The organism is Nesterenkonia rhizosphaerae, assembly GCF_039544555.1.
GTDB lineage: Bacteria > Actinomycetota > Actinomycetes > Actinomycetales > Micrococcaceae > Nesterenkonia > Nesterenkonia rhizosphaerae.
In genome coordinates this window covers 1,682,896-1,697,357 of record NZ_BAABLW010000007.1, presented here as the reverse complement: position 1 = coordinate 1,697,357, position 14,462 = coordinate 1,682,896, and the positions used below count along the sequence as shown (strand labels likewise).

The following is a 14,462-nucleotide window of genomic DNA, read 5'->3' as shown; positions in this document are numbered from 1 at the left end:
GTCAGTGCTCCGTGCGGTGGAGCAGCTCGCGCAGGATCATCGGGCCGTCGTCGTTGAGCCCGTCATGGTGGAACTCATCGGTCTCCCATACGGAGAGATTGGCCACCCGCGCTGCGGTTTCCAGCGAGAGCTCCCGAGCGACATACACGTCGTCGGTGTACACCGCAGCTGCGGCCGGCACCTGATTACGGCCCAGCTGTTCCAGATCGTAGAGCGGATCCCAATCGCTGATCTGCGCCAGCGCGTCGGCGGTCTCATACAGCGGCGCCAGGACCGGGTCCTGCTGCACGTGCTCACGGAAGATCATCTCCCCGGTCAGCAGCGGAGACTCAGCGTCGGCGGCGAAGGCCGGGAACTGCTCAAGCACCCGTTCAGCGGACCACTCGGTGGGGGCTTCCTCAGGAAGACCGTAGATCGATTCGTGCAGCACCGCATACATGGGAGATGCAGCGAAGGAGGCCTGCTGCCCGACGGCGGCAAGGAAAGTATCACTGAGCGTCGTCTGTGCGTCGGCTCCGGTGGTGAAGGCTTCTTCGAGGACATAGTGCAGGGAATCCACACGCGTATTGCCGCCGAGGAGCATGCCCAGCATCTGGAGTCTGGGAATGGTCAACTCGGAGCCATCGAGCAGCCGCACCGGAGCGCCGGCGCTCTTCCGCTCACGCACATAGCTGATGATCTCATCAAGGCGCTGCCGGTCCTCCGGGAAGCGCGCAAAATACTCGGCATTCCTAGCGGCCATCAGCCGGTAGGTGTGCTGGTAGACCCGATCAGCGTGCCCGGTCACTGGTGCTAGACCGCCGGTGATCATCACCCGGTCCAGATGCTCAGGCGCAAAGGACAGATAGCTCAGCGCGCAGAACCCGCCGTAACTCTGCCCCAGCACGCTCCAGGAGTTCACCCCGAGGTGCTCGCGCAATGCCTCGGCGTCTTTGACAATGCTGTCTGCCCTGAAATGGCGGAGATAAGCTACCTGCTCTGCCACACCGCCTCGGGCAGTGAGACTGTGACGGTTCAGCGCGGAGGACAGCCCAGTGCCGCGCTGGTCCAGCATGATGATGCGGAAGTCCTTGGCCGCCTCGGCCATCCAGCCGGAAAGCCGGGCCGGCCGATTGCCCTTACCACCTGGGCCACCCTGCAGGAAGAGCAGTACGGGCAGCGCAGAGACGTGCAGCTCGCCCTTGGCTTGAGCCTCAGCGCCGATGAACTCCCGGGCGTAGACGGTGATGCGTTCACTTCCGTTGCGCTCAGCGGGGGCGCTGCCGTCCAGTGGCACCTCGAGACGGTGGTCGATGATCCGGGTACCGTCGAGCAGCAGGCGAGTCTCGTTCATGGGCTCCAGCTTAAGCAGTTCTGAGCTCGCCGACATGGTAGACCCGTACGACAGCTGCTTCGGCCTCATCGGAGGCAGCCAAGTCCACCCAGGCATGAATGCCCTGATCGTGGTTGCCCTGGTCATCATCAAGGACCTGCACGGCATGCCAGAACCCGGGGCGCCCGGCGGGCTGGCGGTCCAGCCGGAAAAGCGTCGCGCTTCGGGACTTGGCGTCGGTGTACACATCCTCGTATTCGTCGAAGAACGCATCAAGCGCCTGCCCCCAGCGATCCGGCTCCGCCCATTCGGTCTGCGGCGCTCGTGCACCCTCCCGAGGCAGGAACTCTGCGTGTTCACGCTCCAGTGCCGCCAGCGCCTCGTCCTTCTCCTGGGCAAAGAGCTCAGCCCGGCGGAACATCGCATTGCGCACCAGCACAGTGAAAGCCCTGACATTGGCAGAGAACCCGGCGGGCTCGGAAGCCTGCTCCAGCTGACGGCGTTCTACCTCGGCCAGCTTCTCAGGATCATCACTGGCAGCCAACCGCTCCCACTCTTCAACCAACGAAGAGTCGGTCTGGGCGATCACTTCACCCAGCCAAGCGATCAGGTCCTCCAGCTCCTCAGTCACCTTCGAGGTGGGCACTGTCTGACGCAATGTGCGGTAGGCGTCGGAGAGATAGCGCAGCAGCACTCCCTCGCTGCGCGCCAGACCATAGAAGTTCACGGCATCCACGAAGGTGAAGGCCCGTTCGATCATGTCGCGAACCACCGACTTGGGCTCCAGCACATGGTCGGCCACCCAGGGCGCGGAGGAGCGGTACACCTCGAACTGCTGCTCGAGCAGCTCCGCCAGCGGTCGCGGGTGAGTCAGCTCATCCAAGATCCGCATCCGTTCGGTGTAGTCCACACCCTCGGCCTTGAGCTCAGCAATCTTCTCGCCCTTGAGCTTCTTCACCTGTGCGCCGGTCACCTGATAGGGGGTGTCCAGAATGGACTCGATGACGCTGATGACATCCAGCGCATAAGTTTCTGATTCGGGATCCAGCAGCTCTAAGGCGGCCACCGCAAAAGGAGCCAGCGGCTGATTCAGCGCAAAGTCATCTTGTAAGTCCAGGGTCAGATCAACGGTGCGCCCGTCCTCATCCGGTTCCTCCAACCGTTCCAGCACCCCGGCGGCCAGCAGCTCACGCAAAATCTGCAGAGCGCGCCGTTGCAGCTGCGCCTGCCGGGCCCGGGACTCGTCCGAGGCCGTGATCAGTCGACGCATCGCCATAATCGGGTTCTCCGGCCGGTTCAGCAGATGCAGCACCATCGCATAGCTGACCTTCATCCGGGAGACCATCGGTTCCGGCTCAGCCTCGATGAGCCGCTGATAGGTCTTCTCGCTCCAGGAGACGAAACCCTCCGGCGGCTTCTTCTTCGGCTTAGACTTCATCGCCTGAGCGACCTTGGCCGCGTCGTCGCCGTGTTTGGCCTGCGCTTTCTTCAGCGCGAGCTCATTCTCGATCACATGCTCCGGGGCCTGTACCACCACTGTGCCCGAGGTATCGAAGCCGGCCCGACCGGCCCGTCCGGCGATCTGGTGGAACTCCCGTGCGTTGAGCTGACGGACCCGCTCGCCGTCGTATTTGCTCAAGCCCGTCAGCAGCACTGTGCGAATCGGCACATTGATGCCCACCCCGAGAGTGTCAGTTCCAGAGATGACCTTCAGCAGCCCCTCCTGAGCCAGCTGCTCCACCAACCGTCGGTATTTGGGCAGCATGCCGGCATGGTGGACACCCACCCCCGACTTCAGCAGTCGGCTCAGTGTTTTGCCGTAGCCCTTGGCGAAGCGGAAGCGTTCCAGGCGTTGGTTCAGAGTCTCGCGCTCAGCCTTGGAGAGCAGGTTCAGACTCATCAGTCCGACAGCACTTTCCGCAGCCTCACGCTGGGAGAAATGCACCACGTACACCGGTGCCTGATGAGTTGCGGCCAGTTCTTCAAGCTTCTCCGTCAGCGGTGCGGTGGAGTACTCGTAGCTCAGCGGCACTGGACGCACCGCGGAGGAGACCACGACGACGTCGCGTCCGGTCCGCTGGGCAATCCGCTGCTCAAAACGGGTGGTGTCACCCAGGGTGGCCGACATCAGCAGGAACTGTGCCTGCGGCAGTTCGATCAGCGGCACCTGCCAGGCCCAGCCGCGATGCGGGTCGGCATAGAAGTGGAACTCGTCCATGACCACCGGACCCACAGTGGCCTCCTCGCCATCGCGGAGGGCCTCATTGGCCAGGATCTCGGCAGTGCAGCAGATGATCGGAGCGGAGGCATTGACTGCGGAGTCCCCGGTGACCATGCCGACGTTCTCGGCTCCGAAGACTTCCACCAGGGAGAAGAACTTCTCCGAGACCAGTGCTTTGATGGGCGCGGTGTAGACGCTGCGCTGCCCCCGCGAAAGGGCGAGGAAGTGGGCGGCGAGCGCCACCATGGATTTGCCGGAACCGGTGGGAGTAGCCATGATGACATGCTCGCCATCAGCCAGCTCCAGGATGGCATCCTCCTGGGCGGGGTAGAGAGTTAGGCCGCGGTCGGTGACCCAGGAATTGAAGGCTTCGAAGAGCTCCTCAGGGCTCGGGGGCTGCCCGGGATTGTCGGGGGATGAGGTCAGTTTCTGCAGAAGCGGGCGGGGGCTCACTGTGGGGGAGTCCTTACCAGCCACGTTCCCGCCATTCGGCCAGTTTCGGCCTTTCCTCGCCCAGCGTGGTGGGTTCCCCGTGGCCCGGGTGGATGATGGTGTCGTCGTCATATTCGGCGAAGAGACGCGTCTCGACGTCGTCCAGCAGGGTAGTGAAGTCCTCGGAGCTCCAGGTCTTGCCTACGCCGCCGGGAAAGAGTGAGTCGCCGGTGAAGATATGGGTGGGCCCATCCTCCACCGGATAGACAAACGCCACTGATCCGGGTGTGTGTCCGCGCAGGTGGATCACATCGAGGCAGATTCCGTCGTACTGGACAGTGTCTGCGTGCTGCAGGCGATGGCTGATGCTCACACTCTTCTGCTCTTCAATGGCTGCGGCGTCATCGGCTCCAGCGGCAAGTTCAACCCCAGGGTTCTCAGCCAGCTCCGGCAGGGCCCGAATATGGTCCCAGTGCTGATGGGTGGTCAGCACAGCACGAAGGTTTAGAGCGCAGGGGGTGTCGGCGGCAGCGGCGCTGAGCAGCTCGCTGATGGCCGCGGCGTCGTCGGCTGCGTCGATCAGCACCTGTACCCCTGACTTCTTGGAGGTGAGCAGATAAACGTTATTGCTCATTTCTGACACCGCGATACGACGAACAGTGATGGCGGGCAGATCGTAGATCAGGGAACTAACCGAGGGCATGCGCCACAGTCTATGGCGTGCCCGGAAGTCGGCGCCATGCGTGAGCTGCACCAGTATCTTCTGCTGGCCGGTCAGGCCAGGGCAGAACGCAACGACGACGACAGTCCCAACAGCTGCTGCAGCAGATCCGCTAACTGGGCAGCATCGGCGGCAAGGTGGTCAGCCCCGGCCGCTTCGAGTTCACCGTCGGGGGCATAGCCCCAGGTCACCCCGATGCAGCGCAGGCCGTGAGCGTGGGCACCGGCGACGTCGAAGATCCGGTCGCCCACCATCACGACTCGGTCCCGGCGCTGGTGCTCATCGAGGCCATCTGCACCTACTGCACTCAGTGCGGCGGCCACTATCTCCGTCTTACCGGAGTGCGGGACTGTTTCATCCGGGTGCGAGCCGTGGACCGAATCAATCAGCCCCGCCAGCCCCTGGATCTCCAAGAGCCGGTTCGCCAGAGGCTCTGGCTTGGAGGTCGCCACCGCTCGGGATACACCGGATTCGCCGAGGGTCTGCAGCAGTTCTTTGATTCCGGGGTAGACCTTGCTCGCAGCCATGCCAGAGTTCAGGTAGCTGCTGCGGTAATGGTCCATGATGCTTGCCACGTTTTCCTGGGTGACTCCCGGCAGTGCCTTCAGCGACGTGAGCAGCGGAGGGCCCACCATCGAGTCAAGCACCTGTTGGCTGGGCACGGGTACACGGTGGGCCGCCAACGCGGCCGCGATGCCTCCGGTGATGGCTCCAGCCGGGTCCACCAGGGTTCCGTCGAGGTCAAAGATCACGCTGCTGGCGAAGCCGGTGGAAACGCCGGGAGTGCTGGAGAAGGACATGAGCACATTCTCCCACCGCCAGCTGCGGCGTCAGGACGCGGTCCCGGCTGCTTCATGAGCCGCTGGGTAGTAAAGGACAGGAGGAATCGAACACTTGTTCGAATCGGGTTGCGGCCTTAGACTTGTGCGCGTGTCTGACACCACTACCGCAGTGATCGAGTCCGTTGATGACTACTACCGAGCCCTGTCCTCGCCCGCCCCAGAGCACGGGGCCAACGGCACCGCGGCTTCTGCAAGTGCTGCGTCCCAGGGGGCAGTGGGCCGAGCTGAAGCTGACCGGATCGTGGTCCAGGGGGCTCGGGAGCACAATCTGAAGAACGTGGCGCTGGAGCTGCCTCGCAATGCGTTCATCGTCTTTACCGGCCTCTCAGGCTCCGGTAAGTCATCACTGGCATTCGACACGATCTTTGCGGAGGGCCAGCGTCGCTATGTTGAATCGCTCTCAGCCTATGCCCGCCAGTTCCTGGGCCGGGTGGACAAGCCGGATATCGACTTCATCGAAGGCCTCTCACCGGCGGTGTCCATTGACCAGAAGTCAACGTCCCGGAACCCGCGCTCCACTGTAGGTACAGTCACCGAGATTCACGATTATCTGCGTTTGCTCTGGGCGCGTATCGGAGTGCCGCACTGTCCCGAATGCGGTGAGCGGATTGAGCGCCAGACTCCACAGCAGATCGTGGACCAGATCCTGGCATTGCCGGAGAAGACCCGCTTTCAGGTGCTGGCTCCTGTGGTGCGCGGGCGCAAGGGCGAGTTCAAGGACCTCTTCCGCGAACTGGCCAGTCAAGGCTTCGCGCGTGCGGTGGTCGATGGTGAGCTGATTCAGCTCAATGAGCCACCCACACTGGAGAAGCAGTACAAGCACACCATCGATGTGGTGATTGACCGTCTGGTAATCCGTGAAGGCATGCGCCAGCGCCTGACCGACTCTATTGAGACTGCCCTGAAGCAGGCCGAAGGCCGCGTGGTCATCGATATGGTGGATCTGGATGAGGCTGGCCAGCCCACCGACCCCAGCCGTGTCCCTGAGGAGCTGAGCGGCCCCAAATACCGCAGCTTCAGTGAGAATCTCGCCTGCCCCAATGAGCACCCGCTGCCGATCGACGAGATCGAGCCACGCACCTTCTCCTTCAACTCGCCCTTCGGCGCCTGTGACGTCTGCTCCGGAATCGGTTCCCGACTGGAAGTTGATGAGTCTCTGGTAGTTCCTGATGATTCCCTGTCCCTGGAGGACGGCGCCATCGCCCCCTGGGCTGCAGGAAAGGGGACCAAAGAATACTGGCTGCGCGTGATGGAGGGACTAACCGATGAGCTGGACTTCTCGCTGCGCACCCCCTGGAAAGACCTTCCCAAAAAGGTGCAGAAGGCTCTGCTGCACGGACGCAACTACAAGGTCAAAGTGCAGTTCCGCAACCGCTGGGGCCGCGAACGTCGCTACACCACCGGCTTCGAGGGTGTGCTGACATATCTTGAGCGCAAGCACGAAGAGGTGGAATCGGATAACGCCCGGGACCGCTACGAGCAGTACATGCGCCAGGTGCCCTGCCCGGCCTGTGATGGTCAGCGGCTGAACCCGGCAAGCCTGTCAGTGCTCGTCCAGGACAAATCCATCGCTGACGTGGCCCGATTGCCCCTGAATGAGTGCGCTGCGTTCTTCAACGGCCTCACGCTCTCCGCCCGCGATGCAAAAATCGCCGAGCAGGTCCTGAAGGAGATCCTCGCGCGGCTGAATTTCCTTCTCGACGTCGGGCTTAATTATCTGACCCTGGAACGCGCCGCCGGCACGCTCTCCGGCGGTGAGGCCCAGCGCATTCGGCTGGCCACTCAGATCGGTTCCGGACTGGTGGGCGTGCTCTATGTTCTCGACGAGCCCTCCATCGGACTGCACCAGCGCGACAACACCCGACTGATCCAGACCCTGACCCGGCTGCGGGACCTGGGGAATACGCTCATCGTGGTCGAACACGATGAGGACACCATCGCAGAGGCTGACTGGATCGTGGACATCGGTCCCGGTGCCGGAGAACGTGGTGGTCAGATCGTTCATTCGGGGTCGGTCGAGGGGCTGCGCGCCAATGAGCGCTCAGTCACCGGTGACTACCTCTCGGGCCGGCGCAGTATCGCCGTGCCAGCCCAGCGCCGCCCGGTAGACCCGCAGCGGTCACTGCGAATCGTCGATGCCAGCGAGAACAACCTGCAGAACCTCACTGTGGACATCCCGCTTGGCATCTTCCTGGCGGTCACCGGAGTCTCAGGATCGGGCAAGTCAACCCTGATCAATGAGATCCTCTATAAGGCACTGGCCAATAAGCTCAACAATGCTCGCCAGGTGCCCGGACGGCATCGGCGCATCGATGGCATCGAGGACCACCTGGACAAGATCATCCACGTGGACCAGAGCCCCATCGGCCGCACCCCCAGATCAAATCCAGCCACCTATACCGGGGTCTTCGATCACATCCGTAAGCTCTTCGCGGAGACTCAGGAGGCCAAGACGCGTGGTTACCAGCCCGGGCGCTTCAGCTTCAATATCAAAGGTGGGCGCTGTGAAGCCTGCTCAGGCGATGGCACGCTGAAGATCGAGATGAACTTCCTGCCGGATGTCTATGTGCCCTGCGAGGTATGCCACGGCGCTCGGTACAACCGGGAGACCCTGGAAGTCCACTACAAAGGCAAGAACATCGCCGAAGTTCTGGATATGCCTATCGAGGAGGCAGCGGAGTTCTTCTCCGCCTTTACGCCGATCGCGCGTCACCTCAACACGCTCGTTGATGTCGGGCTGGGCTATGTACGTCTGGGCCAGTCAGCCACAACACTCTCCGGCGGCGAGGCTCAACGAGTGAAACTCGCGTCTGAGCTGCAGCGGCGGTCCAACGGCCGCAGCATCTATGTCCTGGACGAGCCCACTACTGGCCTGCACTTCGAGGACATCCGGAAGCTGCTGCAGGTATTGCAGGGGCTGGTGGACAAAGGCAATACGGTGCTGACTATCGAGCACAATCTTGATGTCATCAAATCTGCAGACTGGCTGATCGACTTAGGCCCCGAAGGCGGCACTGGTGGCGGGCGCATCATCGCTGAGGGGACCCCTGAGGAGGTTGCTGCCCGTGCGGCGGAGACCGGTTCGCATACCGGGGCATTCCTCAAGCCGCTCCTGAAGGAGTGAATCGCGCTGACCAGGTCGAAGCAACTAAGATCTGCTCAGTGAGCCGAGAGATTGCAGACCACCCGGAAAAACGGGTGGTGACCCACGATGCCATCCGCAAGAGCTTCGCTGGTGTGGTGAAGTTGACCTGCCGACCGACCATCACTGGGATGGAGAAAGTACCCAGTGACGGCGGATTCATCGTCGCAAGCAACCATCTCTCCTTTCTCGATTCGGTGTTGATTCAGGCGACTTTCCCTCGTCCGGTGAGCTTCTTCGCCAAAGCTGAGTACTTCACACAGCCGGGGCTGCGTGGGAAAGCGATGAAGATCTTCTTTGAGTCGGTCGGCTCGGTACCCGTGGAGAGGCAGAAACAATCGGCCTCGGTGGAGGCGCTCTATGAACTGGGCGACATCGCGCGCTCCGGCCACGGAGTAGGCATCTACCCTGAAGGTACTCGTAGCCGTGATGGACGTCTCTACCGTGGTAAGAACGGTGTCGGATGGCTGGCACTGGCTACTGGTGTCCCGGTTGTTCCGGTCGGCCTCAAAGGGACCCAGAACCTTCAAGCTCCGGATAAGAACATGATCAAACCCCATCACTTCGAGATGCACGTGGGTGAGCCGCTGCACTTCGGCAAGCTGGGGGAGAAGCACCCACTGCCGGTACGACGCGAGGCCACCAGCAAAATCATGGACGCCATCGCAGAGCTTTCCGGCCAGGAGCGGGCGGCCGGTTACAACGCCCCGCCTGCGGGGGCGGAAGCAGGCTGAGGCTCATGGCCGATCCCGCCTCATACCGACCGAAACCCGGTGAGATCCCCACCAACCCGGGCGTCTATCGTTTTATCGACCCGCATGGGCGAGTCGTCTATGTGGGCAAGGCGAAGAATCTCCGCGCCCGGCTGAACTCCTACTTCACGTCGGTCCACCAACTGCACCCGAAGACCTTCGCCATGGTGCACGCGGCCAGCAGCGTGGAATGGACGGTGGTGGGATCTGAGTTAGAGGCCATTCAGCTCGAATACACCTGGATCAAGCAGCACACGCCACGCTTCAACATCATGTACCGGGACGATAAGTCCTATCCGTACCTGGCGGTGACCATGAATGAGAAATACCCCAGGGTGCAGGTCATGCGCGGAGACAAGAAACCCGGAGTGAAGTACTTCGGCCCCTTTCATCCGGCCAAAGCGATTCGCGAAACCGTGGACACCATGCTGCGGGTCTTCCCAGTCCGATCCTGCTCTCCAGGTGTTTTCAAGCGCGCTGAAGCCTCAGGCCGACCCTGCCTGTTGGGATTCATCGACAAATGCGCGGCCCCGTGCGTAGGCAATATCTCCGCCGAAGACCACCGGGAGCTGGCCCAAGAGTTTGTCGACGTCATGGCCGGTCGCCCCGGACCGCATATGCGCCGCATTGAGGCCAGGATGAAGGAGGCAGTTGCGGAGCTGCGCTTTGAGGACGCGGCCCGTCACCGGGATGATTTGGAAGCCCTGCGGCGGGTCTTCGAACGAAATGCCGTGGTGCTCTCGGAGGACACGGAGTCCGATATCTTCGCGTTCGCTCAGGATGAGCTGGAGGCTTCTGCCCAGGTCTTCCATATCCGCCAAGGCCGCATCCGCGGCCAACGCGGCTGGATCTCCGAGAAGGTGGAAGAGATCGACGACGCTGGTCTGGTGGAGCAGCTGCTCCTTCAGGTGTACGGGTCCATCCCAGATACCGAACGCATCCCGCAGGAAATCCTGGTACCAGCACTGCCGGAGAACCACCAGGAGCTCACCACCTGGCTCAGCCAGTTGCGCGGAGCCCGGGTGCAGATCCGGGTGCCGCAACGTGGAGACAAAGCAGCATTGCTGGGCACTGTTCAGGAGAACGCAGAGCAGGCGCTGACTCTTCACAAGGCCCGGCGCTCCAGTGACATCACTACTCGCTCCGCTGCGCTGCGTGAGCTGCAGGAGGCCTTGGATCTGGCTGAGCCGCTGATGCGGATCGAGTGCTTCGACATCTCTCACACCTCCGGGACCAATGTGGTGGCATCGATGGTGGTGCTCGAGGACGGTCTGCCCAAGAAGAAAGATTATCGACGGTTCTCAATCCGCGGCGAGGCCGCCCGTGATGACACCTCCGCGATGCGGGATGTCATTACACGGCGTTTCTCCCGCTATCTCAAGGAGCTCGAGCAGACCACGGATCCCGTCCCCGAAGCCTCAGCTGAAGGCGGCGCCGATACCGTCATTGAGAGCACCGTAGTGGACCGCGAATCGGCGAAGTTCGCCTACCCACCCAGCCTTGTCGTCGTCGACGGCGGCCAGCCGCAGGTCAACGCAGCACGCGCGGCTTTGGACGCCATCGGGCTGCCGGATATGCCCGTTGTCGGGCTAGCCAAGCGACTTGAGGAGGTGTGGCTGCCGGAGGACGATTTCCCCCTGGTGCTGCCCCGCAGCTCCGAGGCGCTGTATATGTTGCAGCGCATTCGTGATGAAGCCCACCGCTTCGCGATTGCCTACCACCGAAGCTCACGGTCCAAGCAGATGACCGCTTCTGCACTTGATGATGTACCAGGGCTGGGACCCAAGCGTCGCGCCGCCGTCGTCGCTCATTTCGGTTCCGTAGCGAATCTGCGGGCAGCTACCCCGGAGCAGGTAGCCGAAGTACCAGGAATCGGCCTGGACACTGCACGCAGCATTCTCGAGCACCTGACGAAGACCACAGACGAGGCCGGCGCAGGACCGGTAGAGTCGTAGTCAGGCCGGCCGGCACCCGGCCACGATGATGCATGACGCCGAAACGGAGCACATGATGAGCGAGGACCTGACGCCGGTAAAGCCGCCAGAAAGCGAGCTGCTGATCATTACGGGCATGTCCGGAGCAGGCCGCACCACTGCAGCCCACGCGCTGGAGGATATGGGCTGGTATGTGGTGGAGGGACTCCCGCCCGGGCTTATTGCCACCATGATGGACCTGATCGCGCGGCACCCCGGCTCCGTAGAGAAGCTAGCGGTGGTACTGGATGTCCGCAGCCGCGGACTCTACAGCACTATGCAGGAAGGTCTGGCGCAGATCGAGGCTTCCGGTATTCACTATCGGATGCTGTTCCTGGACGCCTCCGATGACCTGCTGGTCCGGCGCTTCGAGCAAGGACGCCGCCCGCACCCGCTCCAGGGGCAGGGACGCATCGTGGATGGCATCACCGCCGAGCGAGAGCTGCTGAAAGACGTCAAAGCCGAAGCACAGATCGTGCTGGACACCACCGACTTGAACGTCCATGGCTTGGCCAGCGCCATTAACGAACTCTTCAACGACAACGGGCCCATCACCCTGCGGCTGAACGTGATGAGTTTCGGCTTCAAATACGGAGTGCCCGCTGATGCGAATTTCCTCGCTGATGTGCGCTTTATCCCGAACCCGCATTGGGTGCCTGAACTGCGGCCGCTCACCGGTCAGGACGAGAAGGTGCGGGAATATGTGCTGGTCAATGAGGGTGCCGGTGAGTTCGTGGACCGCTACGTTGAAGCTCTGATGCCGGCGCTCGACGGCTACCGCCGAGAGAATAAGCACTATGCGACCCTGGCTGTTGGCTGCACCGGTGGCAAGCACCGTTCAGTGGCCATTAGCGAAGAGCTGGCCCGCCGCCTGGATCAGCTGCCCAATGTCACCGTGAACGTCATTCACCGCGATCTGGGACGTGAATAGTGAGCCAGCCGTTCACCGGACCGCTGCCCACTATTGCTGCCCCGGTGGTCAGTCCGGGTCGCAGCTCACTACGTGTCTCAGCGCTCGGCGGAGGCCACGGGCTTAAAGCCACGCTCTCAGCCCTGCGGATCATCGCTGCTGAGCACTTGACCGCCATCTGCACGGTGGCCGACGACGGCGGCTCCTCTGGCAGACTGCGCCAAGATATGGATGTGCTGCCTCCAGGAGACCTGCGCATGGCCCTGACTGCGCTGTGCGATGACACCGAATGGGGCCGCACGTGGGCCGAAGTGATGCAGCACCGCTTCAGCTCGCGGGACGGTGTCAGCGGGAGTCTGGACAACCACGCAATGGGCAATCTGCTCATCGTGGCACTGTGGGAGCTCCTTGGGGACCCGGTGGATGGTCTGCGCTGGGCGGGGGCGCTGCTGGGCGCCCGTGGACAGGTGTTGCCTATGTCCCGGACGCCGCTGACCATGTCCGGCATCGTTGAACCCGTGCACTCCGACGGGGAACCAGTGCGGATCTACTCACAGGCTGAGCTGGCTCGGGCCGGACAGCTGGGCCGGCTTACCGATGTTCAGATCCACCCGGCGGAGGCCGAAGCCTGCACGGAGGCGGTGACCGCCATCGAGCTTTCGGACTGGGTAGTGTTCGGTCCAGGCTCGTGGTACACGTCGGTGCTGCCGCATCTGCTGCTGCATGACCTGCGCTCAGCCCTCTACGACACTGAAGCGCGACGCTGCGTGGTGATGAACCTCAAAGCTGACACCGATGAGACTTCCGGAATGACAGCAGCGGAACATCTGCAGGTACTTCACCACTACGCCCCTGAGCTGCATATCGACGCGATCATCGCGGACCCGCGCTCGATCAGCGACGCTGAGCGCGGAGCTTTTGAATCAGCAGCTCAACAGCTTGGCGCAGAGATCACCTATGCCAAAGTGAAGCACTCTGAACGCAGCGATGTCCACGACCCGCTGCGCCTGGCGATTGCCTTCAACGAGGTCTTCCACCAGTGATTTTCTCTCAGCTGCAGCAACGTCCAGTAGCATGGCCTTCCGCTGACAGCCCCGACCAGACCACGAGGAACTGAAAAAGATATGGCGCTGACCGAATCGGTCAAGGACGAACTCTCACGAGCCGAGGTCACCACCACCTCAGAGCGCAAGGCCGAGGTCTCCGCCATGCTCCGCTTCGCCGGAGGCCTGCACGTGATCTCCCGGCGCATCGTCATTGAGGCAGAGCTTGATCACGCCGCTACCGCTCGCCGGCTGCGCGCAGCACTGCAGGAGGTCTACGGACATGGTTGCGAGATCATCGTTGTCTCCGGCAATGGCCTCAAGCGCGGTTCCCGCTATGTGGTGCGCGTCGTGCGCGAAGGAGAAGCTCTGGCCCGCCAGACCGGCTTGCTGGACGGACGCGGACGACCGGTGCGGGGACTGCCCGCGGTGATCGTCAACGGCTCTGTGGCAGATGCCGTGGCAGCCTGGCGCGGGGCATTCCTGGCTCACGGCTCACTGACCGAACCCGGGCGCTCCTGCTCCCTGGAGGTCACTTGCCCGGGGCCAGAGGCCGCTCTGGCGCTCGTCGGTGCCGCCCGTCGATTGGGCCTGACCGCCAAAGCCCGTGAAGTTCGTAATACGGACCGCGTAGTCATCCGTGATGCAGATGCGATCGCCCAGCTGCTGACCCGCATGGGCGCCCACCAGACGCTTCTGGTTTGGGAGGAGCGGCGCATGCGCAAGGAAGTGCGTGCCACGGCCAATCGACTGGCCAACTTCGACGACGCAAACTTGCGGCGTTCGGCGCAGGCTGCCGTGGCTGCCGGTGCGAGGGTTGAGCGTGCACTGGAGATTCTGGGCGAAGAGGTGCCTGAGCACCTTGAATATGCCGGCAGACTGCGCCTGCAGCATAAGCAAGCTTCCCTTGATGAGCTGGGCCGACTGGCCGAGCCTCCCATGACTAAGGATGCGATAGCCGGTCGTATCAGGAGACTCCTCGCTATGGCGGATAAGCGCGCCGAAGAGCTGGGCATCCCAGATACCGAGGCCAGCGTCACCGAGGACATGGAGTACTGATTTCGTCCCTTGGTGAACATCCCATGTCATAGTCGGTAATCCCTTATGCCCAGCT

At 62.5% G+C, this 14,462-nt stretch carries 10 protein-coding genes; 6 read left to right on the top strand and 4 right to left on the bottom strand.

The window, feature by feature from the left end; genetic code table 11:
- Position 1: 1 nt before the first annotated feature.
- The 4 genes from ABEA23_RS13645 to ABEA23_RS13630 all read right to left on the bottom strand — a co-directional run bounded on the left by ABEA23_RS13645 (position 2) and on the right by ABEA23_RS13630 (position 5,486).
- Complete coding sequence (locus ABEA23_RS13645; protein ID WP_345478535.1) at positions 2 to 1,333, bottom strand: alpha/beta fold hydrolase; 1,332 nt, start codon at positions 1,331 to 1,333, stop codon at positions 2 to 4.
- A 10-nt stretch (positions 1,334 to 1,343) separates the two neighbouring features.
- Positions 1,344 to 3,959 (bottom strand): DEAD/DEAH box helicase, encoded by a 2,616-nt coding sequence (locus ABEA23_RS13640; RefSeq protein ID WP_425577227.1) that lies wholly within the window; start codon positions 3,957 to 3,959, stop codon positions 1,344 to 1,346.
- Positions 3,960 to 3,999: 40 nt separating this feature from the next.
- Complete coding sequence (locus ABEA23_RS13635) at positions 4,000 to 4,668, bottom strand: MBL fold metallo-hydrolase (RefSeq protein WP_345478533.1); 669 nt, start codon at positions 4,666 to 4,668, stop codon at positions 4,000 to 4,002.
- Positions 4,669 to 4,739: 71 nt separating this feature from the next.
- Positions 4,740 to 5,486: an HAD hydrolase-like protein gene (locus ABEA23_RS13630; protein WP_345478532.1), complete on the bottom strand. Its 747-nt coding sequence runs from the start codon at positions 5,484 to 5,486 to the stop codon at positions 4,740 to 4,742.
- Between the two features lie 184 nt (positions 5,487 to 5,670).
- Here ABEA23_RS13630 and uvrA point away from each other — a divergent pair, with 184 nt between their 5' ends.
- The 6 genes from uvrA to whiA all read left to right on the top strand — a co-directional run bounded on the left by uvrA (position 5,671) and on the right by whiA (position 14,407).
- Positions 5,671 to 8,652: an excinuclease ABC subunit UvrA gene (uvrA, locus tag ABEA23_RS13625; protein ID WP_425577226.1), complete on the top strand. Its 2,982-nt coding sequence runs from the start codon at positions 5,671 to 5,673 to the stop codon at positions 8,650 to 8,652.
- A 74-nt stretch (positions 8,653 to 8,726) separates the two neighbouring features.
- A complete protein-coding gene (locus ABEA23_RS13620; protein ID WP_345478692.1) occupies positions 8,727 to 9,404 on the top strand; it encodes a lysophospholipid acyltransferase family protein in 678 nt (225 codons plus the stop codon).
- A gap of 5 nt (positions 9,405 to 9,409) precedes the next feature.
- Positions 9,410 to 11,377 (top strand): excinuclease ABC subunit UvrC, encoded by a 1,968-nt coding sequence (gene uvrC / locus ABEA23_RS13615; RefSeq protein ID WP_345478531.1) that lies wholly within the window; start codon positions 9,410 to 9,412, stop codon positions 11,375 to 11,377.
- A gap of 28 nt (positions 11,378 to 11,405) precedes the next feature.
- Positions 11,406 to 12,326, top strand: coding sequence for an RNase adapter RapZ (gene rapZ / locus ABEA23_RS13610; protein WP_425577224.1), 921 nt, complete (start codon positions 11,406 to 11,408; stop codon positions 12,324 to 12,326).
- Positions 12,326 to 13,348: a gluconeogenesis factor YvcK family protein gene (locus ABEA23_RS13605; protein ID WP_425577191.1), complete on the top strand. Its 1,023-nt coding sequence runs from the start codon at positions 12,326 to 12,328 to the stop codon at positions 13,346 to 13,348. The genes rapZ and ABEA23_RS13605 overlap by 1 nt, the downstream gene beginning before the upstream one ends.
- A gap of 81 nt (positions 13,349 to 13,429) precedes the next feature.
- Positions 13,430 to 14,407, top strand: a complete 978-nt coding sequence (whiA, locus tag ABEA23_RS13600) for a DNA-binding protein WhiA (RefSeq protein ID WP_044494632.1) — start codon at positions 13,430 to 13,432, stop codon at positions 14,405 to 14,407.
- Positions 14,408 to 14,462: the final 55 nt, after the last annotated feature.